This is a genomic window from Hamadaea flava, assembly GCF_024172085.1.
In the GTDB taxonomy this organism is placed as follows: Bacteria; Actinomycetota; Actinomycetes; order Mycobacteriales; family Micromonosporaceae; genus Hamadaea; species Hamadaea flava.
This window is the reverse complement of sequence record NZ_JAMZDZ010000001.1, coordinates 7,250,813-7,272,470: the sequence shown is the minus strand read 5'-3', so window position 1 is coordinate 7,272,470 and position 21,658 is coordinate 7,250,813. Positions and strand designations below refer to the sequence as shown.

Below are 21,658 nucleotides of genomic sequence, written 5' to 3'. Positions count from 1 at the left end.
TTCCCATAGTGGCCGCATGACAACTTCTGCGATCACGGTCTCCGGACTGCGAAAGGCGTACAAGGACAAGGTCGTCCTCGACGGCATCGACTTCGAGGTCCGGGCCGGATCGGTGTTCTCGTTGCTCGGCCCGAACGGCGCGGGCAAGACCACCACGGTGAACGTGCTGACGACGTTGATGAAGGCCGACGGCGGCACCGTCCGCGTCGCCGGGCACGACATCGCGACCGAGGCCAAGGCGGTACGCGCGGCGATCGGCGTCACCGGCCAGTTCGCGGCGGTGGACGAGCTGCTGACCGGCCAGGAGAACCTGCAGCTGATGGTGGACCTGAGCCGCGTGCCGGCCAAGGACGGCAAGCGCGTGGTCACCGAGCTGCTGGAGCGGTTCGAGCTGACGGAGTCGGCGGCCAAGCCCGCGTCGACCTACTCCGGCGGCATGCGCCGCAAGCTCGACCTGGCGATGACGCTCGTCGGCAACCCCCGGATCATCTTCCTCGACGAGCCGACGACCGGGCTGGACCCCCGCAGCCGGCACACCATGTGGGCGATCATCCGCGACCTGGTCGCCGACGGCGTGACCATCTTCCTCACCACCCAGTACCTGGAGGAGGCCGACCAGCTCGCCGACCGCGTCGCGGTGCTCGACGGCGGGCGCCTGGTCGCCAACGGCACCCCCGACGAGCTGAAGCGCCAGATCCCCGGTACGCACATCCGCCTGCGGTTCACCTCCGCCGCCGAACTCGACGCCGCCGCCCGGGTCCTCACCGACGCGACCCGGGACCCGGAAGCCTTGGCCCTGCGCGTGCCCAGCGACGGCGGCACGAAGTCGCTGCGCGCCCTGCTGGACCGGCTCGACGAGTACTCCCTCAGCGCCGAAGAGTGCTCGGTGCACACCCCCGACCTCGACGACGTTTTCCTCGCCCTGACGGGCCACACCACGGAGGCCGCCAAATGAGCGCCAAGTCCCACTCGCTGGTCATGCTCCGCCGCAACACCAAGCACATCACCCGGAACCCGACCTCGGTGTTCAACGCGGTCCTCATGCCGATCGTCATCATGTTGATGTTCGTCTACATGTTCGGAGACGCGTTCGACGTCGGCGTGGACTATATCGACTACGCGACGCCCGGGCTGATGCTGCTGGCCGTCTGCTACGGCCTCGGCGCCACCGCGACCTCGGTGAACGCCGACATGACCAAGGGCGTCATCAACCGGTTCAAGGTCATGGACGTCTCCCGGGGCGCGGTGCTGACCGGCCACGTCGTGTCCAGCGTGCTGACGAACCTGGTGGCCATCGCGGCGCTGGTCGGGGTGGCGTTCCTGCTGGGCTTCGACCCCCACGCGAGCGTCGCCCAGTGGTTCGGCGTGGTCGGCCTGGTCGTCCTGCTCGCCTTCGCGGCCGGGTGGTTCACCGTCGCGCTGGGCCTGTCGGCCAAGTCCCCGGAGACGGCCGGCATGGCCGCGGTGCCGCTGGTCATGCTGCCGTTCTTCAGCAGCGCGATCGTGCCGGCCGAGAAGATGGGCCCGGGCCTGCGACAGTTCGCCGAGTACCAGCCCTTCACCCCGATCATCGAGACCCTGCGCGGGCTGATCAACGGCGCACCGGCCGCCGGTGACGTCATCCCCGCCCTGGCCTGGTGTGTCGTCATCGCCCTCATCGGCTACCTGTGGGCGCGGTCGACCTTCACCAAGCGCGCCTGACCGTCATCGCGACTGGCGTGACCGGCTATGAAGCGAGGGTGACCGCGGCGAGCTGGCTCCAGCTCGTCCGGGAACCCTCCCGAACCGCCTCGGCGAACATCGTTTCGCCGAGGCGGTTTCGTGCCGTCTGCTCGATCCGGGTGGCGTCCGGCTGCGACCGGTCCGGCAGGCCGCGTACGCCGATGCTCGCCCCGATCAGGCGAGCCGCCTGCTCCGGCTGATCCGCGCGCAGCGCCAGGTCCGCCACTCCGACAAGCACCTGCGCGATCAGCGGCGCATGCCCGGTCTCGGTCGCCGTCCGGAACGCGGCGATCCGATGTTCCCGGGCTGAATCGAGTTCGGGCGCCAGATATCCGAGCAGGTCATGGGCGACCGAGCCGACGAACGCCCGTTTCGCGTCGTCACCGAGCATCGTGGTCGCGATCTCCAGCTGCCGGTACGCCTGCTCCGCGTCGCCGCTCCACCGGGCGAGTTCCGCCTTGGCCAGCGCCAACTCCGCGAGCGCGTTCGGCCACGACACGCGTTGGGCGTACCGCTGCGCCTCGGCCATGGCCGCCGCGCTCGCCTCGGTGTCACCCGACAGCCAGTACAGCTGGGCCTGCCGCGACCGCAGTGGCACGACGTCCTCGCCGGCGCCGACCTCCAGCACAACGGTGATCGCCTGCTCGTAGTAGGCGCAGGCGGCGGCGAAGTCGCCCCGCATCGCGATCCGGTTGGCCAGCTCGGTCGAGGCGAACGAGATCCCCCACCGGTCGCCGAGCGTCCGGAACTCGGCCAGCGCGGTCTCCAAGTACGCCTCGGCGTCCGGGCCGTCGTCGCCGAGCATGATCCGCAGCCGGCCCAGGTGCAGTCGCGACAACGCCCGCAGCCACGGATCGGGGTCGCCGAGCAGTTGCTCGAACGCGGGCGCCGCCTCGGCCGGCACGTGCAGCAGACGTTCCAGCGCGGCGACGAACCGCAGCGCCCGGTGGTCTCGGGGAACCCGCTGACTGATCTCGAACGCCTTGCGTACCCACTCGTCGGCCTGCCGTTGGTCGCCCGGTCCCCAGGTCGCCAGATCCCGCACCGACCGGCCGGCGTGCACACCCGCGTGCACGGCGCGTGCGTACACGACGGCCCGGCTGGCGTCGGCGACCTCGCCCGGCAGCGCGGTCGCCGCCGTGATCAGCTCGTTCCCCTCGGCCTTGTGACCGCCCAGCCACCAGTACCAGCCGGCCGCGGCCGCCATCCGCATCGCCCCGGCGGCGTCGGCGACGGCGATCGCGCCCCGCATCGCCGCGCCGATGTTGTCGTGCTCCGCCTCCAGGGCCGCCAGCCATTCCAGCTGCTCGGCGCGGTACAGATGCGGCTCCGCCGCCTCGACCAGATCGGTGAAGTACGCCAGATGCGCCTGCCGGGCCGCTTCCGCCTCCCCCGCCTCGGCCAGCCGCTGGCCGGCGTACTCCTTGATGGTGCCCAGCATCCGGTAGCGCGGCGCCTGCTCGCCCTCGACGATCACCAGCGACTTCTCGGTCAGCGCGGTCAACAGGTCGAACACCTGCCACGCCTCGACCCCGTCGGCGACGCAGACCTGCTCGGCCGCCTCCAGGCTCGCCCCACCGGCGAACACCGACAGCCGGTGCAGCACCACGCGTTCGGCGTCGCTGAGCAGGCCCCAGCTCCAGTCGATGACCGCCCGCAGCGTCCGGTGCCGGGGCAGCGCGGTCCGGCTGCCACCGGTCAGCAGCCGGAACCGGTCGTCGAGCCGATGGGCGAGCTGGTCGAGCGACATCGAGCGCAGCCGGGCCGCCGCGAGTTCGATCGCGAGCGGCATCCCGTCCAGGGCCCGGCAGACCCGCGCCATCGTCTGCGACGTGGCCGGATCCGAGCGGGCCGGGTCGGCCGCGAGATCCTGGCGGACCGCGCCGGCCCGATCCCGCAGCAGCCGGACGGCCGGAGCGGATTCGATCTCGCCGGGATCGGCGTCCGCCGCGGGCAGGATCAACGGCGTGACCGGCCACAGCGACTCCCCGGTGATGCCCAGCGGCTCCCGGCTCGTGGCCAGGATCCGCAGACGCCGGCATTCGCCGAGGACCCGATGCGCGAACGCGGCCACCGGCTCGATGACGTGCTCGCAGTTGTCCAGGATCAGCAGCATCGCCCGGTCCCGTAGGGCGGCGACGGCCCGGTCCGTGGCTTCCGCGCCTGGCGTCTGCCCGAACAGGGCGTCGCGCAGGCCCAGCGCGGCCACCGTCGCCTGCGCCACGTCGCCGTCCGGGCCGATGGTCGCCAGTTCCACCACCCACGCACCGTCGGGCAGGTCACCGAGCAGCGTCTGCGCGGTCTCCATGGCCAGCCGTGTCTTGCCCGAACCGCCCGGCCCGATCAGCGTGGTGAGCCGGTGGTCGCCGACCAGCCCGCGCACTGCGGCGACCTCCTCGTCCCGGCCGACGAAACTGGTCAGCTCGGCCCGCAGATTCGTGCGCCGTTCCGGCTGCCGGCCGACCTCGCCCCGCAACAGTGAGACGTGCAACGCCGACAGTTCGGGTGACGGGTCCACGCCGAGTGAATCGGCCAGCGCCTCCCGCGTCCGCTCGTACGCCAGCAGCGCCTCGCTGTCGCGACCGGACGCGACCAGCGCCCGCATCAAGGCTCCGGCCAGCCGTTCCCGCACCGGATGGGCAGCCACCAAATCGGACAACTCGGTCACCAGATCCGCCCCGTGACCGAGTTCGACCTCCGCGTCGTACCGGTCCTCCAAAGCCGTCAGGCGCAACCGTTCCAGCCGGGTGACCGCCGCTTCGAAGGCCGCGCTGTCCGGTAGATCGACGTCCTGCAACGCCCCACCCCGCCACAGCGCGACCGCCTCCCGCAGCAGGCGCACACGACGCGGATCGTCGGCACTGTTCCGGCCGACGTCGGGGCTGTTCCCGCCGGCGGAGTCGCTGGAACCGAAAGGAGCGGAGCCGAGACGGGCGGCCGCGAGCAGACGCTCGAACCGGGCCACGTCGACGGCGTCGGGGTCCACGGTCAGCCGGTAGCCGTCGCTCTGCCCCTCGATCGAACCCTCCGGCAGCACCTTCCGCAGCCGGGAAACCAAGCGGTGCAATGCGTTCGTCGCATCGGCCGGCGGATTCTCGCCCCAGATCCAGTCGACGAGGGTCGCTTTCGGCAGCACCCGGCCGGGGTCGAGCGCCAGGGCGGTGAGCAGGCCGCGCAGGCGAGCGCCGGGCACGTCGGCGACGACTCCGTCGTCTCCGCGTACCTCGAACGGCCCCAGCAGCCCGATCTTCATCCGGCCGATCTTGCCATGCGTGGTGAGCAGGCATCCACCGGAACCCGTAGGGGCCGCGACCACGTACGCGGTACGCCGCGTACCACATCCGCGGTAGTCGTCCGACCACCTCGGGACGACGTCAACCAGGCCCTTCGTTGCCGAGACTCGAGATGGCGCCCCGTGCGCCCCTAGATCGCCCAGTTCGAAAACGAAAACGAGGTCACAGGTGTCTTTCCTGGCCCGGGTCAGTCTCGCGAACCGCAAGCTGGTGGCGCTGCTCACCACGCTCGTCGTCGCCTTCGGCGTGTACGCGACGCTCTCGCTGAGACAACAGCTGCTCCCCGACCTGTCCTTCCCCGCCGTGACCGTGGTGGCGACCTATCCCGGCGCCGCGCCGGAAGTCGTCGAGGAGCAGGTCACCGCCCCGATCGAGAAGGCCGTCGAGGGCCTCGACGGGGTAGAGAGCACCACGTCGACCTCCCAGCAGGGCTCGGTGCAGGTCATGGTGTCGTTCTCCTTCGACACCGACATCGACGAGGCGTCCGCCGACGTGGAGCAGGCGGTCTCGAAGATCTCCGCCGTCCTGCCGCAGGGCGTACAACCGCAGGTGCTCACGGGTAGCACCGGCGACATGCCGACGATGGTGCTGGCCGCCACCTCCGACGGCGATCAGCGGGCCTTCGCCGCCACGTTGCAGGACAAGGTCGTCCCGGAGCTGCGGGCCGTCGACGGCGTCAACGAGGTCTCCGTCTCCGGCGTACGCGACCAGGTGGTCACGATCACCCCGAACACGGCGGCGCTGGCCAAGGCCGGGCTGTCCACGCAGTCCATCACCAGCGCGCTCGGCTCCCTGGGCGGCACCTCGTCGGCCGGGCAGATCACCTCCGACGGCCACAACCTCAGCCTCGCCGTCGGCCAGCCGATCACCTCGTTGCAGCAGATCCAAAACCTCTGGCTGTCCCCCGGCGCCGCCTCCGCGACCAGCCCGGGAGGCACCGGCACCGGCGGCTCCGACCCCACCGAAGCAAAGTCTGTCCAGCTCAAGAGCGTCGCCACCGTGGCGCTGACCGACGCACCGGTCACGTCGATCACGCGTACCGACGGCAAGCCGAGCCTGGGCCTGTCCATCACGATGGACCGCAACGGCAGCAGCCCGGCCATCTCCGACGCCGTACGCGATCAGCTGCCTGACCTCCAGGAAGCCCTGGGCGGCGGCGCGAAGCTCGTCGTCGTGTCCGACTCCGGTCCGGGCGTGAAGAGTTCCGTCAACGGCCTCGTCGAGGAGGGCGCGCTCGGCTTGGCGATGGCGATCCTGGTCATCGTGCTGTTCCTGCGGTCGGCCCGCGCCACCGTCGTGACCGCCGTGTCCATCCCGTTGTCGCTGCTCATCGCGCTGATCGCGGTCTGGCAGCAGGGCTACTCGCTGAACATCCTGACCCTCGGCGGGCTGACCATCGCCGTCGGCCGGGTCGTCGACGACTCGATCGTGGTGCTGGAGAACATCAAACGCCACCTCGGCTACGGCGAGGACCGGCGCGCGGCGGTGCTGACCGCCGTCCGCGAGGTCGCCACCGCCGTCACCTCCTCCACGCTGACCACGGTCGCCGTGTTCCTGCCGATCGCGCTGGTCAGCGGATTCGTCGGGGAGCTGTTCGGCTCCTTCGCCATCACGGTCTCCGTCGCGATGCTCGCCTCGCTGCTGGTGTCGCTGACCGTGGTGCCCGTGCTGGCGTACTGGTTCCTCAAGACGCCCAAGGACGCCGTCGGCGTACCGGCCGAGGTGTATCGCGCCCGGGTCGAGGAGCACGAGCGGCACGGTCTGCTTCCCCGCCTCTACCTGCCGATCATCAAGTGGGCCGTCGGTCATCGTAAGACCGTCCTGGCTGGTGCCGTGGTGCTGCTCATCGCCACTTTCGCGATGGCCGGCGGGCTGAAGACGACGTTCATCGGCGACTCCGGTCAGGACTCCATCCGCGTCACGCAGTCCCTGCCCGCCGGGACCGACCTGGCCACCACCGACTCCGCGGCCCAGCGGGTCGAACAGGCACTGTCCGGTGTGGACGGAATCGCCTCGTATCAGGTGGTGCTCGGCTCGACGGGCGGATTCTTCGGCTCGCAGTCGGCCAACAACGTCTCCTACACGCTGGTGCTGGCCGACGACGCCGACAGCGCGGCGGTCAGCGACGACGTCCGCGCCAAGCTCGCGACGATCACCGACGCCGGCGAGCTGAAGGTCGGCGAGAGCGGCGGCGTCACCGGCAGCAGCGCCATCTCGGTGACGGTCCGCGGCGACGACGACCAGACCCTCACCGACGCCACTCGGCAGGTCCAGCAGGCGCTGACCGGCGTATCGCAGGTCACCGACGTGCAGAGCGACCTGAGCGAAAGCACGCCGCAGATCAGCATCGTGCCAGACGGCGAGGCCGCGGCCCGCTACGGGCTGAACACCATGACCATCGTGTCGGCCCTGCGCCAGGCCGTCAGCGGCACGACCGTCACCCAGGTCACCCTCGACGGCGCCGCCCACGACGTGGTCCTGCAGACCACCACGGCCGCACCGGACAGCCTGGCCGAGGTCAAGGCACTCACCCTGCCCACCTCTTCCGGACTTGTACGCCTGGAGCAGGTGGCCGCCGTCCGTCAGGTGGACGGGCCGGTGCAGCGTACGCACGTCGACGGCGAGCGCACCAACACCGTCTCCGCGACCCCCGTCGGCGATAACACCGGGGCGGCCAGCCAGGCGGTGACCGACAAGCTCGCCACGCTCACCCTGCCCGCCGGAGCCAGCTACGAGATCGGCGGCGTCACCGCTGACCAGAACGAGGCGTTCTCGCAGCTGATCCTGGCCATGGTCGCCGCCGTGGCGCTGGTGTTCCTGGTGCTCGTGGCGGTGTTCCGCAGCATCCGCCAGACGCTGATCCTGCTGGTGTCCATCCCGTTCGCGTTCATCGGCGCGTTCGCGCTCCTGCTGATCACCGGTACGCCGCTCGGCGTGGCCGCGCTGATCGGCATCCTGATGCTCATCGGCATCGTCGTCACCAACGCGATCGTCCTCATGGATCTGGTCAACCAGTACCGTGAGCGCGGGCTGAGCGTGGCGGACGCCGTCGTCGAGGGCGGCCGGCGGCGGTTGCGGCCCATCCTGATGACGGCGCTGGCGACCATCTTCGCCTTGCTGCCGATGGCGTTGGGCATCACCGGCGAGGGCGGCTTCATCTCCACGCCGCTGGCGGTGGTGGTCATCGGCGGCCTCGTCACCTCGACCGTCCTGACGCTGATCCTGATCCCCGTCCTCTACACCATGGTCGAGGGTCGCCGGGAACGCCGGCAGGCCCGGCGTACGCCGCCGGCGGTCGAGCCCGCCGAGGCAGCCGAGCCGGTTCCGGTCGGCTGAGCGGCACGGGCAGCGGCGGGTGCGAGCATCGCGCCCGCCGCTATCCGTTGCGGCGCACCATCTCGGCGATCCAGATCGGCGCGTACGGGGAGGTGCAGTTCGGCGGGGTCGGATAGTCCTTGAGCACTTCCAGGCGTTCGCCGATGCCGATCGCCCGCGCCCGGTACGCCGGATGCTCGATCCCGATCTGGGCGAGGCAGTGGTTCATCGCCCACTGCAACCGATCCGGCGCGTCCTTCATCTGCGTCTCGATCGTGTCGAGCAGCCCGGGCAGGTCGAGTCCGTCGGGCTGCTTGGCCACCCGTTCGGTGGTCAACGCCCACCCGGCGCTGGCCACCACCGGGTCCGGGTCGGCGAACCACGCCTGGCGCAGCTCCTCGGCGTACGGGCTCTTCTTCACCACGTAGTTCACGAGCCAGTCGTGCACTTTCGGCGTACGCGCCTCGCGCAGCATGGTGTCCAGCTCAGTCCGCTCGAACGCCTTCGGGCGGCAGATCAGCAGCGCCACCAGTCGCGCCGCGGTGTCCCCGGTCGCCCAGAGCTGCCGGGCGAGATCCTGCTGGGTCTTCAGCTCCTTCGCCAGCGCGCGCAGCTTGCTGAGGTTGACCCCGTGATCGTCGCCGTGCTTCTCGTTGACCGCGCGAGCCTTGGGATCCTCCAGCGCGGCCAGTTCGGCCAGCACCTCGGCCACCGTCGTCTCCGCCACCGTCGTCTCCGCCACCGTCAGCCCCTCCCTCGCGACCTGTCCCTCACCCTACCCACGCCATCGGCCGCCCTCGGAACTTCCGATGATCGCGGCCGGGAAGGATAAGGGTATGCCGACACCCGAACTCGCCGAGCGACTGTTGCGGATGACCCAGGACCGCCAGACCGCACTGGACAAGACCGTCGAGGCGGCCCGCCTGGCGGGGCTGGGCGCGCTGCTCCTGATCGGCTCACTGGGCCGGGGCGGCGGCGACGCCTGGTCCGACCTGGACCTGATCGCGGTCGGCGACGCCGCTGCCGCCCTCGACCTCGCCGACGTCTTCGGCGACCAGGTCCTGGCGACCGTCGACGCCCCGCGCGAGGCTCCGATCGGCGGCTCCTACGCCGGCGTATGCCTTCAGATCACCGACGGCGTGCTCTGGCTGGACTGGTATCGCTGGCCGATCGAGACGGCGGCGATCCCCACGGACGCGACGGCGCTCTACGACGACCTGCGGCTGCCGGCCAGCCCGGTGGAGTTCATTCCGTTGATCACCGCCCACAGCGACCCGACCGCGCCCGGCGCTTCCGGGGACGCGGCCGTGCTGTTGCGCGTGGCGGTCGCGGCCAAGTACCTGGCGCGGTCGGCTGCCGCGAAACTGGCCGCGAAGATCCCCGAGACCGCGGGCCTGCGGCTCGACGAGACGGCCGAGCGGTTGCACGCCATGGCCGCCTCGGTGACGGATCCGGAGCTGGCCGCCGCCGTCACGGCGACCCGCAAGCTGGTCGACCTCGCCGAGGCGGCTCGAACGAGTTCCTGATCAGCAGGCGCGCGCCGGAGGCTCAGGCGATCGGGGCGGAGAAGATCAGGCGCACCTCGGTGTTGCGGTAGCCCGCCCGCTCGAACGCGGCGGCCATCGGGCGGTTGGCCAGATCGGTCGTCGCGGTGACGCGCTCGGCTCCGGCTGCGGCGTGGAACCGGGTGATCGCGGCCAGGATCTCCGTGACGTAGCCACGGCCGCGCAGTTCCGGGACGACGCCCAGGTACCCGACGTTGCGGTGGTAGGGCGTCGCCGAGGGGATGGCCAGCCCGGCCAGCGCGCCGTCCGGCGTGTACGCGAGCCGCCACCATTCCCGCAGGCCGGGCCGATCGAGGTAGAAGGCCAGCGATTCCCGGGCGGTGGATTCCGCGCCCTGAGACTGTTCGCTTTCGAGGGTATGCGCGTCGAGCGTGCCTTCGGCGACGCGCAGCATCGCGGCCAGGAACACCTCGTCGTCCGGCTCCGGCCGGAACTCCAGTCGTTCGGGCGCGTCGGGCAGGCCGGCGTCCGGCGTCCACTCGAACTGGAGCCGTTGCACCTCGACCGTCAGTCCGGCCAGCTGTGCGGCCTCCCGCCGCCAGGCGACCGCGCTCGCGTACGCGTCGTCGGCGCGCCAGCCGCCGGGCAGCTGCATGAGGTTGTACAGCGGTGGGGCCGCTGCCCCGGCGTCCCGGAACGCCTGGTGCCCGGCACTGAGCAAGGCAGCCGCGAGGGTCGCGCGCTCGGCGGCCGGGACTTCGTCGACGACCGACAGGCAGTCCAGCGCCAGTGGCTGGGCGCTGTCGCTTTGACCCCACCAGAGCGCCCGCGCCAGGAGCCGGCCGTCGCCGTCCTCGGCCACCCAGGTCCACTCCGGACGGTATTGGCGTTCGGCGGCCTCGGCCCGGTAGCGGTCGGCGGGCAGCCGCCACACCGGCTCACTCGACGACAAGGCCAGCACTCGGTCAAGCTCCTCGCCGTCGCCGGGCAGGAAGTGGAAGGACGCGGTGGTGTGGTCGGGCACGAGTGACTCCCCATTTCAGCGGATCTGTCCGGCCGCCCTAGCCCATCCGCGAACTCGTGATCTTGGTTACGGATTCGCCGGCACGGGTTTCTGACCAGCGGGCTTCGGGGCGCACGGCACCTCGAAGCCCGCCGATCATGGACGGCTCAGGCCCCGGGGCCGAACCATCGGGCCAACGCGGCCCGCAACGCCGCGACATCCGGCTGGGCGTCGCTCGACTCCCAGGCCACGTAGCAGTCCGGCCGTAGCAGCAGGCCGGTCGCCTTGGTGTCGGCGCTCGTCCCGGTGACGACGTCGACTCGGTCGCGCCACGGTCCGGCGGCCGCGGCCAGATGCCCGTCGGCGGTCAGGTCGAGCAGCAGCGGCCGGCCCTGCCGGGTCAGCTCGGCCAGGCGGCGGCCGTCGACGGTGAGGTCCGGCGCCCAGGCGCCCATGTCGGCGTACCGGATGTCCGCCCCGGAGATGAGGTCGGCGATGCGCTGCAGCACACCCGGCTCCCGCAACAGCTCGCCGAACACCGTACGCAGCGCGGTGATCTCCGGCCCCGGGCTCACGAGTACGCCCTGCGCGGTGGTCTGCGTGGTCACCTTCGCCGCCGCCGGGCGGCGCTCGGACTCGTAGGTGTCCAGCAGCCCGGCCGGCGCCCAGCCGTGCAGCTCGCCGGCCAGTTTCCAGGCCAGGTTGATCGAGTCCTGCAGACCGAGGTTGAGCCCGTTGCCGCCGATCGCGGAGTGCACGTGCGCGGCGTCGCCGACCAGGAACACCCGCCCCTGCCGGTACCGCTCGGCGAGCCGGGTGTTGCCGCCGACGACGCGGCGCATCATGCCCGGCGTGGGCAGTTCCTCGACCGGCGCGTCCGCGCCCACCACCCGGCGGAACGCCGCCGTCAGCTCGGCGAAGCCCATCGGGCGGGACTCGTCGACGTCGGCCTGCTCGGAGACGCTGAGCATCACCCGGCCGTCCGGGAACGCCGCGAACGAGACCATGCCGTGCTCCGTCCGGGTGTGCAGGAACGCCGGGATCACCCCGTAGCCCGGCACCCTCAGCCCGCCGCCCGGGTCGCGGAACTCCGCCGGTACGCCGACGTGCGCGGTCCGGCTGACCGTCCGGTCGTTGGTGATCCCGGGGAAGCCGATGCCGGCGAGTTTGCGGGTCGCGCTGTGACCGCCGTCCGCGCCGACCAGATAGCGCCCGGTCAGCTCGACCGGCCCGGCCGGACCGTCGAACCGGGCCGTGACCGCGTCGTCCGATGGCGACAGTCCGACCAGGTCGAACCCTCGGCGGATCTCCACGCCCAGTTCGGTGGCCCGCTCGGCGAGCACCTGCTCGACCTTGGCCTGCGGCACCAGCTGGACATAGACCGGACTGTCGGGCAGCTCGCCGAACGGCATCGGGTACGCGGCGAACATGAAGTGCGGCGCGGGGCGGGGCGGTCCGGGGGTGCCGGCCAGGCGCTCGAAGAGCCCGCGCCGGTCCATCATGCGCACGATCTGGCCGACCATGCCGTTGGCGCGTTGTTCGGTGCGCTGCTCGGTCAGCTTCTCCACCACGATCGGGCGTACGCCGGCCAGGGCCAGCTCGCAGGCCAGCATGAGCCCGTTGGGCCCGGCGCCCACGATAATGACATCTTCCATGACAAATCTCCCGTTCACGGGTAGGAGGGATCGCCCGTCGAGCAGTCGACGGGTGGTGGGATGGAGTGGTCAGGCGCCGATGATCAGGCGCTGGGCTCGGGCAGGCCCGCCTCGACCAGGTCGAGCGCCTCGCTCATCACGCGTTTGACGTCGACTTTGGCGTCGTTACGGATGTAGTGCTGCTGACACGCGTTGTTCGTGGCGTTGACGACGGCCGCGACCAGACTCGGATAGAGGTCACGGCCGATGACGGTCCCGGTGCGCTGGGCGATGGCGGCGGCGATCTCGGCCTCGGCGAGCGAGCCCGCACGCAGAATCTCGGCCTGCATCGACGGCGTCGTCATCAGCGCGGTGACACCGGCCGCCCATCGGTCTCGATCGCCGACCGGGTGCTCGACGACCTCCGGGCCCGGTTCGAGCTGCGCCAGCAACGCCTGGCGGATGGATGTCCACAGTGGCTCGTCGGTGGGCCGGTCACGCAGATCGTCGGCCAACTTGACCGAGCGGTCCAGATGCCGTGCCGCGACCGCCTCAGCCTTGCTGGAGAAGTAGTTGTTGAAGGTACGCGGGGACACCCCGGCCGCGGTAGCGATGTCTTCCACGAGGACGTTGTCGAAGCCCCGCTCGACCGCAAGCTGAATCGCCGCCCAGCTGAGCGCAGCTCTGGTCGCCTGCTTCTTCTGTTCGCGGAGGCCCATGCGACTAGCGTACACAAAACTGCGCGTCCCGCAAAGATGCGTGCCACGCAGATTTTTCGGGCGGTACGCTGCCCGCGTGCTCGACACCTGGGAGCCCAGCGTCGACGGCGTACTACGCCTGCCTTCCGGAAGGCTGATCCGCGGCCGTGGCCTGCGTCGCCCACTCCCGCCGGGGCCGCCGCCGGATTTCGCGCTCTACCTGGTGGGCCATGAGCCGCCGCCGACTTCGTGGCCCCGGCACTGGATCCGCTGGCCGGACTTCTGGCTACCCGCCGATCGCGACGACGCTCGCGAAGCCTTGCGAGAAGCCTGGATCCGCAGCGCCACCGAGCGCGTCGAGATCGCCTGCGGTGGCGGCTTCGGTCGCACCGGCACCGCCTTGGCCTGCCTGGCCGTGCTGGACGGCGTACCCGGGAAGGAAGCCGTCGCGTTCGTCCGCGAGCGTTACTCGCCGAGGGCGGTCGAGACGCCGTGGCAGCGCCGCTTCGTCGAGCGCTTCCCCCAGTAGGCATCTGAGATGACACAAATTTGTGTTATCTCAGATGTGACTGTAATTTCGTTCGTATGGCGACCGACGCTGAGATCACTTTCGCCGACCACATCGGCCGCTTCTACGCCCGCCGCTACGGCATGGCGCCGATGGTCGGCCGGCTGCTCGGTTACCTGGTGATCCGGCATCCGAGCGAGCCGAGCATCGCGGAGCTGGCCGACGCGCTGCTGGCCAGCCGCAGCGCGATCACCGGCGCGATCAGCACGCTGGAGACGCTCGGCCTCATTCATCGCTCGCGAGCCGCGGGCGAGCGGATGGACCGCGTCCGCCTCGATCTGGACGCTCCCCGGTCGACCGGATTCGACGTGACCGAGTTCCACGAACAGGCGGCGCTGGCGCGCGAAGGTCTGGCACTGCTCGCCGACGCTCCCATCGAACGCAAAGCGGCGCTGCTGGAGTGGCGGGCCTTCGCCGACTTCCTCGTGACGCGGCTGCCGCAACTGGAAGCGGACTGGCGCGCCCACCGCGAGAAGCTGCGCGCCGACGGCACGCTCCCGGACATCCCCCGCCGTCCCTAGTGATCGCCGGAAAGGGAAAGCCATGTCCCAGAACACTTTCACCGGCTTGGTGCCGGTCGACGACACCGCCCTCTACGTGACCGACACCGGCGGACCCGGCCGGCCGATCGTCTACCTCAACGGCGCGTACGCCGACCAGTCGCACTGGCGGCGCGTCATCGCCGGCCTCGGCGACGGCTACCGGCACATCGCGTACGACGAACGCGCCCGCGGCAAGTCCAAGCGATCGGCGGACTACTCCTTCGAAGGAGCCGTCCGGGACCTGGACGCAGTCCTGACCGCCCGGGGCGTCGACCGGCCGCTGCTGGTCGGCTGGTCCTACGGCGGCATCCTCGCCTGGCATTGGGCCGACCGCCACCCGGACCGCATGGTGGGAGCCGTGATCGTGGACGCGTTCCCCGTCGGGATCACCGGCGAGGAAGGCCGGGCCCAGATCCGCAAGCTGTTCCGCAAGATGCGCTTCTTCCTGCCGATCGCCGCCCGGTTCGGCCTCGGCGCGCGGATGAGCGCCGACCAGCACGCCGACATCAACATCGAGCTGAACGAGATCGCCGCCGGGAGCAAACCGGTGCTCGAACGCCTGACCGTCCCGGTGTGGTTCGTCCTCGCCAGCGGCGACAGTCTCGGGACCAGCGGCGGCGAGATGGACGAGGGCCGCAAGGTGCTCGACCCGATCCTCGCCGCCAACCCGAATCTCCAGGTGAGCACGAAGGTCGCGAGCAACCACAGCAAGATCCTCAGCAAGGACTCCCCGGCCGTCGCGCAGACCGTCCGCGACCTGTACGCGACCGTGGACGCCACGGTGGAGTGAACCCGGCGTACCAGTGAGCTGCGGATACAGTGGCTTGATGCGCGAAACCGCCGAAGAGCTCGACGAACTGCAGGCCCTGCTCGACCGGTCGCTCGCGGGATCCACCGCGCACCTGCGCTCGATCGTCGTCGGCCGCACCATCACCGCAGCGCAGCTCACCCAGATCCTGACCGGCATGTGCACGCTCGCGCTGTCCACCGTCACCGCTACCGGCGAACCCCGGATCAGCGGCGCGGACGGGCATTTCCTGCACGGCAGGTGGCACTTCGGCACCGCCCGGACGGCCGCCAAGGCCCGCCACCTCGCCGCCCGCCCGGCGGCCAGCGTCGCGCACATGCGCGGCGAGGACCTGGGTGTCTTCACCCATGGCACGGTCGAGATCCTCAACCCGGCCGACGGTGAACCGGCCGCCGACTGGCCGGAGTTGCTGGCGTACTTCCAGGACTTCTACGGCGCGGACGCCTTCGACTGGGACGAGGAGGTCGTCTACTACCGGCTCCATCCGCATTGGATGACCGTGTTCGCCCCCGACGTCGCCAAGCTCCTCCCGGCGTAGCGGCCATCGCCTACGGTGTACCGCGAACGCCCGCAGTCCCGGGCGGGAAGGGGACGTCTTGCGGTTCGGCGTCTTGGGCCCGGTGGTGGCCTATGGAATCGGCGGAGCTGTCGAGTTAGGACCAACCCGGCAGCGTACGGTTCTGGCGACCCTGCTGGTCGAACCCGGGATAGCGGCGACGCCGGAGCAGCTCATCGACCGGGTCTGGGGTGAGCGGCCGCCGCAGCGGTCCCGGCAGACGTTGCACACCTACCTGTCGCGGCTGCGTACCGCGCTGGAAGCGGCCGACGGCCCGGCGTTGGCCCGGCGCGGCCGAGGGTACCTGCTCGACGCCGATCCGGAAACCGTCGACCTGCACCGGTTCCGCAAACTCGTCGCCGGGGCGCGATCGGCCGATGACGCCGTCGCCGCCGGGCTCTGGCGCGGGGCGCTCGATCTGTGGCGCGGTACGCCGTTCGACGACGTCGACAGCGACTGGCTGGACGCGATCGCCGCCGGACTCGAACGTGAACGCTGGGCAGCCGTCCTCGATCGCAACGACCTGCTGCTCCGCACCGGCGACCACGCCATCGTGCTGGCCGGCCTCACCGCGGCGTCGAACGACCACCCCCTCGACGAACGGCTGGCCGGGCAACACCTGCTCGCCCTCTACGCCGCCGGACGCCAGGCCGACGCCCTGGCCCATTACCGAGCCCTGCGCCAGCGCCTCGTCGACGACATCGGCAGCGAGCCCGGACCCGTCCTCCGCGAACTCCACCAACGCATCCTCAACCAGGACCCGCGGCTGATCCGCGGCGAACCGGAGACATCCCGCGAACGCACGCAAGTCGCCTCGGCGGTCGTGCCTGCGGTTGTGCCGGCGCAGCTCCCGGCGGACGTCGCCGGATTTACCGGACGAGCGGCCGAACTGGACCGGCTCGACACGTTCCTGAGCCCCGAGGGCGGCGTACCGGAGCAGGCGATGAAGATCGCCGTGATCGGTGGCACCGCCGGCGTCGGCAAGACCACGCTGGCCGTGCACTGGGCGCACCGCGTACGCGCCAGGTTCCCGGATGGCCAGCTCTATGTGAATCTGCGTGGTTATGACCCCGAGCAGCCGATGGCCACCGGCGACGCCCTCGCCCGTTTCCTCACCGCGCTCGGTCTGACCAGCCACAACGTCCCGCTCGCGGAGGACGATCGGGCTGCGCGATTCCGCAGCGAGGTCGCCGGCAAGCGGATGCTGATCGTGCTGGACAACGCCGCGGGCGTACGGCAGGTCCGGTCGCTGCTGCCAGGTTCGGGCTCGTGTCTGGTCGTGGTCACCAGCCGGGACAGCCTGGCCGGACTGGTCGCGGTGGACGGGGCGTACCGGCTGGATCTTGGACTGCTGACGATCACCGAAGCGGTCGACCTGCTGAACCGCCTCATCGGCCGCCGAGCGGAGGAGGAACCGGTAGCCACCGCCCTGCTCGCCGAGCAGTGCGCGCGGTTGTCGCTGGCCCTGCGGGTCGCGGCGGAGCTGGCCGTCTCCCGGCCCGACAGCACGCTCGCCGAACTCAACGCGGAGCTGACCGATCGGCAATCCCGGCTCGACCTGCTCGATCCCGGGGGCGACCCGTACGCCGCAGTGCGCGAGGTCTTCTCGTGGTCGATCCATCACCTGCCCACGGCTGCGCTCGAAACGTTTCGACTGCTCGGGCTGCATCCCGGACCCGACATCGACCCGTACGCCGTCGCCGCGCTGACCGGTGTGCCCATCGACCAGGCGCGCCAGAACCTCGCCGTCCTCGCCCGGGCGCACCTGGTGCACCGATCGGCGCCCAACCGCTACGGCTTGCACGATCTGCTGCGCGCGTACGCCGGAAGCCTGGCGAACCTCCACCTCACCCGGGACGAACGGGAGAACGCCACGGGACGGTTGCTCGACTTCTATCGGGCGGCTGCGACGGCCGCGATGGACTGCCTGCACCCGGCCGAAGCATCCCACCGACCACCACGAATCCCTTCCAGCGCAACGATTCCAGACCTGACGACACCGGATGCGGCCGGTGCCTGGCTCGACGCCGAACGCTTCTGCCTGATCGCCGTCGCCGCCCACGTCGCCGCCTGCGGCAAGTACTCGTACGTGGTCGCCCTCGCCCGGATCGTGCATCGGTATCTGATCGACACTCATCTCACCGAGGCGATCGCGCTCGGCGACCAGGCCCGGCGCTCGGCGGAGGGGACCGACGACCCGAGCGCGCTGGCGCACGCATTGCGGCTGCTCGGGGCGGCCTACAGCCGGATGAGTCAGGTCGACCTGGCCCTCGAGTGCCAGCAGGGTTCGCTCGCCCACGCTCGCCGAGCCGGCGACCCACTCGCCGAGACTTTGGCGTACCTCGGCCTCGGCGTGGCGCTGAGTCACCTCGGCCGCGGTGCGGAGTCGATGGCACAGACACGCGAGGCGATCGCCGTCGCGACCAAAGCGGACGACGCGCTCGGCGAGGCGATCGCGTTCAACAATCTGGCCGTCCTCCTGCAACAACACGGCCGGTACGCCGAGGCGGGCGAGCACCAGCGCGAGGCGCTGAGGCGGTTCCGGGACCTCGACGCGCGGCGGTTCCAGGCGAACGCGCTGACCAATCTCGGGGTCATCGAGACCAGACTCGGAGATCTCGCGGCGGCCGCGGACCACTTCGATGCCTCGCTGGTCATCCTCCACGAACTGAGCACCCCGATCGTGGAAGCGCACACGCTGGACAAACTGGGGATGTTGCTCCTGCGCCTCGGGGACGCCCCGGCGGCGTCCGAACGGTTTCGCCAGGCGGTCCAGCTCTTCCATCAGGTCGGCGTACCGGCCGCCGAGGCCGGCTCGCTCAACGGCATGGGTGAGGCGGCCCTCCGCCAAGGCCGGCCCGAGGATGCCCTGGCGCTCTATCGGCGGGCGCTGGCCATGGCGGAGCAGATCAGAGGGTTCCACCAGGAGGCCCAGGCCCATCTCGGGATGGGCCACGTCCTCCGCGCGCTGGACGACGAAGACCGCGCGCGGGCCCATTTCGAGACGGCCCTCGAGCTCTACACCGGGCTGGGCATGCCGGAGGCCGACGACGCGCGTACGGCACTCGCCGAGCCGACGGCTAAGGCGTAATCCCGTCGATTCGGTCCAAGGCGGCCGGGTCGAGGTCGACCACCGGGACCGCCGTCCGGTACGCCGTCCACGGTCGCTGCGGGAACTGGACGAGGTCGACCTCGATCCGGCCGTGGGCGGTGGTGAAGTCGCCGCCGCGTTCGAACAGCACGATCAGCGGCTCGAACGGGTCGTCGAGGCCGGGCAGCCGATCACCGGCCACTGTGCGCAGTTCGGCGAAGTGCAGCGCCCACGTGCATATGCGTCTGGCGTACCAGCCGGGAATGCCGGTGCCGAGCAGCGTGACGTCGGCGCGGACGGTGGGATCCACGGCGCCGGCGAGGTCGAAGAAAGGCCACTCGCCGGGATGGCCGACGTGGCCGGCCCACCAGGCGGCCCGGCGCAGGTACTCCGACATCAGCGCGACGCGGGATCGGGTATGCCGGAAGCCGCCGTCCCAGCTGATCGCCCGCAGCCGCCGCGCCAGCTCAGGCGCCGTCACCGACGAGCGCCTCGATGCTGGGCCGAAGCAGCCGGGTGATCTGCTCAGGGGTGGCCGCTTGCAGGTGATCGAGCTCGATCATGCCCCGGGTCATCGTCACGCCGACGATGATCGCGACGAGTAGCAGCTCCTCCTTCGCCCCGAAGTACTGCATGACCAGAGCCGGGTCCACTCGGGCCGCGCCCGCGACCGAACGGATCGTGGTCCGTTCGTAGCCGACCTCGGCGAAGCTCTTCCGGGCGGCGGCCAGGATGCGTTCCTCGGTACGCCGCCGCCGCTCAGCGCGGGACACGGATTCGCTCACCGCTCGACTCTATCGGTGCCGAGGTTGACCCCGGGCCACGTTCGCTCAACGCTCGTTGAATCTCTGCACCGTGCTTCGCGTACGCGACGGCCAGGTCGTGCAGTGGCGCGAGTACCAGGACGTCGCCGCGATGAGTCAGGCGCTCCCGAACCGGTGACGGCGCTGTAAGAAGGCCGCTGAGCGACGGAACTACCGGCGGAACTTTCGCCCTGGTGATGTTCTCCGGAGCCGAATCCGACACAGCGCGGGCTTCCGTCGCGGAGATGGGTCAGAGCAGGTGGTAGCGGAGCGCCACCGCGAAGAAGCCCACCGCCGCCACCGCGAGCACCGTGTACGCGATCCGCCCGACCGGCCCCCACCACCGCGACCGCCAAGCCGCCACGGCAAACGGCAGCATCGGTGCGGCGAAGCCGGCCGAGATCCGGGCCAGGATCGGCAGCACCGCCACATCCCAGGAGTTCAGCGCCAGCGACGCACCCATCGTGTTCGGGTCCGACATGACGAGCACGAACCCGGTCAGGAATGCCGTGGTGGTCACACCGCTGAGCCAGGCGCACAGCGTCGCCAGGCGAGTCCACCGCGATGGGGCGAGGCGACGGCGTACGGCCAGCGCGACGGGCAGCCCGAGCGCCGCGAGCACCAACGCCAACGCTCCGACACCGAACAGGGCGAGGTTCACCGTCGGCGTGTCGTACCAGGGCAGTTTCTCGTAGACCTCCGACGGCAACGCCGACGAGACGAGGACGCCGTCGCCGGGGAACGAGAGGCGCGCCTGCCCGTCGCGTTCCTGGAACAGGCCGGGCCCGATCGGCAGCCACGTCTGCGTCGCCCGGTCGGGGTCCGGCGACAGCCCGGTGGTGGTGAGCGTGCCGTCGGCGTTGGCGGCGACGGTCGGCGCCGCGAACAACGCGGCCGCCTTCATCAGGCTGGTGTGGCTGGTCCGGGCCGACCGGTAGACCCCGGCGAGACCCGACACGTCGGTGGCAGTGGACTGCGTCGCTGCCGCCGAACCGGGAAAGCGCTGGTCGATAAGCTGGTTGACGAGTCTCTGGACGGCCCACGGGCCGACCCCGTCCACCCCGTCGCCGTTGACGACGGCGTACACGCCGAATCCCTGGTCCGGCAGCAGCGCCATCGCGTTGTGGTAGCCGGGAACGTCGCCGTCCTTGAACAGCACCCGCTGCCCGTTGCGGGGCCGTTCCTCCAGCACGTACCCCATGCCGGGCATGCGGGCGTCCTGGGTGACGTGCTGACGCTGCATCTGCTCGGCGATCGGATCGCCGGACAGCTGATACGCCAGGTACGCCGCCATGTCCGACGGGGTCACCGCCGGCCCGGTGCCCGACGGGGTCCAGGGGGCGTACTGGCCGCGCTGTTCGGCGTAGCCGTCGCCGTCGGGCCGATAGCCCACCGCGAGACGCTGTGCGACCTCGGCGGGATGCGGGACTGCGGCGGTGGAGCCGGTCATGCCGTGGGCGGCGAACACATGCTGGGCCACATAATCGGCGTACGCCTGACCGGAGGTCGTCTCCACGATCCGCCCGGCCAGCGCCAGGGCGTAGTTGTCGTACGCGATCCGCGTGCCCGGCGGGCGTACGCGCTCCGGCTGGCGGGCGGCCACGCTGTCGGCCAGCGACGGCAGGTCGTCCGGATCGCCCGCCAGGCCGACGAGGTCTTCGTCGAACCCGGCGGTGTAGGTGAGCAGGTTCTGCACCGTGACGGGCCGCCCCGGGTAGGTGTCGTCGATCTGGAACCCGGTCAGGTAACGGTTCACGTCGGCGGTCAGGTCGACCGCGCCGGACGCGGCCTGCCGCAGCACGGCTTCGGCCGTGAACACCTTGGCCAGCGAGCCGGTGAGGAACGGTGTGGTGGCGTCGACCGGGCGGTGCGACGTGACGTCGGCGTCCCCATAGGTCTCGATGACGGCCGGCTTGCCGCGTTCGACGATGACGACCGCGGCCCCCGGTATGCGGTCCTCGGCGAGCATTGCGGCGACCGACGCGTCGAGGTCGGCGGCCGGGGCTGGCGCGATCGTCAGGGTCATGAGCAGGGCGGCGAGCGCGATCTTCATACGCTGAGCCTGCCCGGCGGGATCCCGCTCACATCAGTGTCAGGCGCCTCGATCCGGCGTGCAGAAT

Annotated in this window: 17 protein-coding genes; 9 read left to right on the top strand and 8 right to left on the bottom strand. The window is 70.9% G+C overall.

Features of this window, described 5'->3' with window-relative positions:
* Positions 1–16: 16 nt before the first annotated feature.
* Together HDA40_RS34135 and HDA40_RS34130 are read left to right on the top strand one after the other, a co-directional pair.
* Entirely contained in the window at positions 17–955 is a 939-nt protein-coding gene (locus tag HDA40_RS34135; RefSeq protein ID WP_253761908.1) for an ATP-binding cassette domain-containing protein, read from the top strand.
* Entirely contained in the window at positions 952–1,701 is a 750-nt protein-coding gene (locus HDA40_RS34130) for an ABC transporter permease (protein ID WP_253761907.1), read from the top strand. The genes HDA40_RS34135 and HDA40_RS34130 overlap by 4 nt, the downstream gene beginning before the upstream one ends.
* A gap of 25 nt (positions 1,702–1,726) precedes the next feature.
* On the opposite strand, the gene HDA40_RS34125 is transcribed toward HDA40_RS34130, so the two are convergent.
* Positions 1,727–4,975, bottom strand: coding sequence for an AfsR/SARP family transcriptional regulator (locus HDA40_RS34125; RefSeq protein ID WP_253761906.1), 3,249 nt, complete (start codon positions 4,973–4,975; stop codon positions 1,727–1,729).
* A gap of 208 nt (positions 4,976–5,183) precedes the next feature.
* Between HDA40_RS34125 and HDA40_RS34120 the strand changes: the two genes are divergently transcribed.
* Positions 5,184–8,351, top strand: coding sequence for an efflux RND transporter permease subunit (locus HDA40_RS34120; RefSeq protein ID WP_253761905.1), 3,168 nt, complete (start codon positions 5,184–5,186; stop codon positions 8,349–8,351).
* Between the two features lie 40 nt (positions 8,352–8,391).
* Here HDA40_RS34120 and HDA40_RS34115 read toward each other — a convergent pair whose 3' ends face one another.
* On the bottom strand, positions 8,392–9,057 hold the full coding sequence (locus HDA40_RS34115) for a DNA alkylation repair protein (RefSeq protein WP_372503204.1): 666 nt from the start codon (positions 9,055–9,057) through the stop codon (positions 8,392–8,394).
* 109 nt (positions 9,058–9,166) lie between these two features.
* On the opposite strand from HDA40_RS34115, the gene HDA40_RS34110 reads away from it, so the two are divergent.
* A complete protein-coding gene (locus tag HDA40_RS34110) occupies positions 9,167–9,856 on the top strand; it encodes a hypothetical protein (RefSeq protein ID WP_253761903.1) in 690 nt (229 codons plus the stop codon).
* 22 nt (positions 9,857–9,878) lie between these two features.
* Here HDA40_RS34110 and HDA40_RS34105 read toward each other — a convergent pair whose 3' ends face one another.
* From HDA40_RS34105 to HDA40_RS34095, 3 genes are all read right to left on the bottom strand, one after another.
* Positions 9,879–10,859, bottom strand: coding sequence for a GNAT family N-acetyltransferase (locus tag HDA40_RS34105; protein WP_253761902.1), 981 nt, complete (start codon positions 10,857–10,859; stop codon positions 9,879–9,881).
* Between the two features lie 146 nt (positions 10,860–11,005).
* Positions 11,006–12,493, bottom strand: a complete 1,488-nt coding sequence (locus tag HDA40_RS34100) for an FAD-dependent monooxygenase (protein ID WP_253761901.1) — start codon at positions 12,491–12,493, stop codon at positions 11,006–11,008.
* Between the two features lie 83 nt (positions 12,494–12,576).
* On the bottom strand, positions 12,577–13,191 hold the full coding sequence (locus HDA40_RS34095; RefSeq protein ID WP_253761900.1) for an acyl-CoA-like ligand-binding transcription factor: 615 nt from the start codon (positions 13,189–13,191) through the stop codon (positions 12,577–12,579).
* 76 nt (positions 13,192–13,267) lie between these two features.
* Between HDA40_RS34095 and HDA40_RS34090 the strand changes: the two genes are divergently transcribed.
* The 5 genes from HDA40_RS34090 to HDA40_RS34070 are packed head-to-tail and all read left to right on the top strand — an operon-like array spanning position 13,268 to position 18,735.
* Positions 13,268–13,699 carry a protein-tyrosine phosphatase family protein gene (locus tag HDA40_RS34090; protein ID WP_253761899.1) on the top strand — a complete coding sequence of 144 codons (432 nt, stop codon included), beginning with the start codon at positions 13,268–13,270 and terminating at the stop codon, positions 13,697–13,699.
* 56 nt (positions 13,700–13,755) lie between these two features.
* Positions 13,756–14,259 carry a GbsR/MarR family transcriptional regulator gene (locus tag HDA40_RS34085; protein WP_253761898.1) on the top strand — a complete coding sequence of 168 codons (504 nt, stop codon included), beginning with the start codon at positions 13,756–13,758 and terminating at the stop codon, positions 14,257–14,259.
* 22 nt (positions 14,260–14,281) lie between these two features.
* Entirely contained in the window at positions 14,282–15,070 is a 789-nt protein-coding gene (locus tag HDA40_RS34080) for an alpha/beta fold hydrolase (RefSeq protein WP_253761897.1), read from the top strand.
* Between the two features lie 37 nt (positions 15,071–15,107).
* Complete coding sequence (locus HDA40_RS34075) at positions 15,108–15,626, top strand: pyridoxamine 5'-phosphate oxidase family protein (protein WP_253761896.1); 519 nt, start codon at positions 15,108–15,110, stop codon at positions 15,624–15,626.
* Between the two features lie 58 nt (positions 15,627–15,684).
* Positions 15,685–18,735, top strand: coding sequence for an AfsR/SARP family transcriptional regulator (locus tag HDA40_RS34070; RefSeq protein ID WP_253761895.1), 3,051 nt, complete (start codon positions 15,685–15,687; stop codon positions 18,733–18,735).
* On the opposite strand, the gene HDA40_RS34065 is transcribed toward HDA40_RS34070, so the two are convergent.
* The 3 genes from HDA40_RS34065 to HDA40_RS34050 all read right to left on the bottom strand — a co-directional run bounded on the left by HDA40_RS34065 (position 18,725) and on the right by HDA40_RS34050 (position 21,591).
* Entirely contained in the window at positions 18,725–19,216 is a 492-nt protein-coding gene (locus HDA40_RS34065) for a hypothetical protein (RefSeq protein ID WP_253761894.1), read from the bottom strand. The two genes, HDA40_RS34070 and HDA40_RS34065, sit on opposite strands and share 11 nt — an antisense overlap.
* Entirely contained in the window at positions 19,203–19,520 is a 318-nt protein-coding gene (locus HDA40_RS34060) for a helix-turn-helix domain-containing protein (RefSeq protein ID WP_253761893.1), read from the bottom strand. Before HDA40_RS34060 ends, HDA40_RS34065 begins: the two co-directional genes overlap by 14 nt.
* A gap of 268 nt (positions 19,521–19,788) precedes the next feature.
* On the bottom strand, positions 19,789–21,591 hold the full coding sequence (locus HDA40_RS34050) for a serine hydrolase domain-containing protein (protein WP_253761891.1): 1,803 nt from the start codon (positions 21,589–21,591) through the stop codon (positions 19,789–19,791).
* Positions 21,592–21,658: the final 67 nt, after the last annotated feature.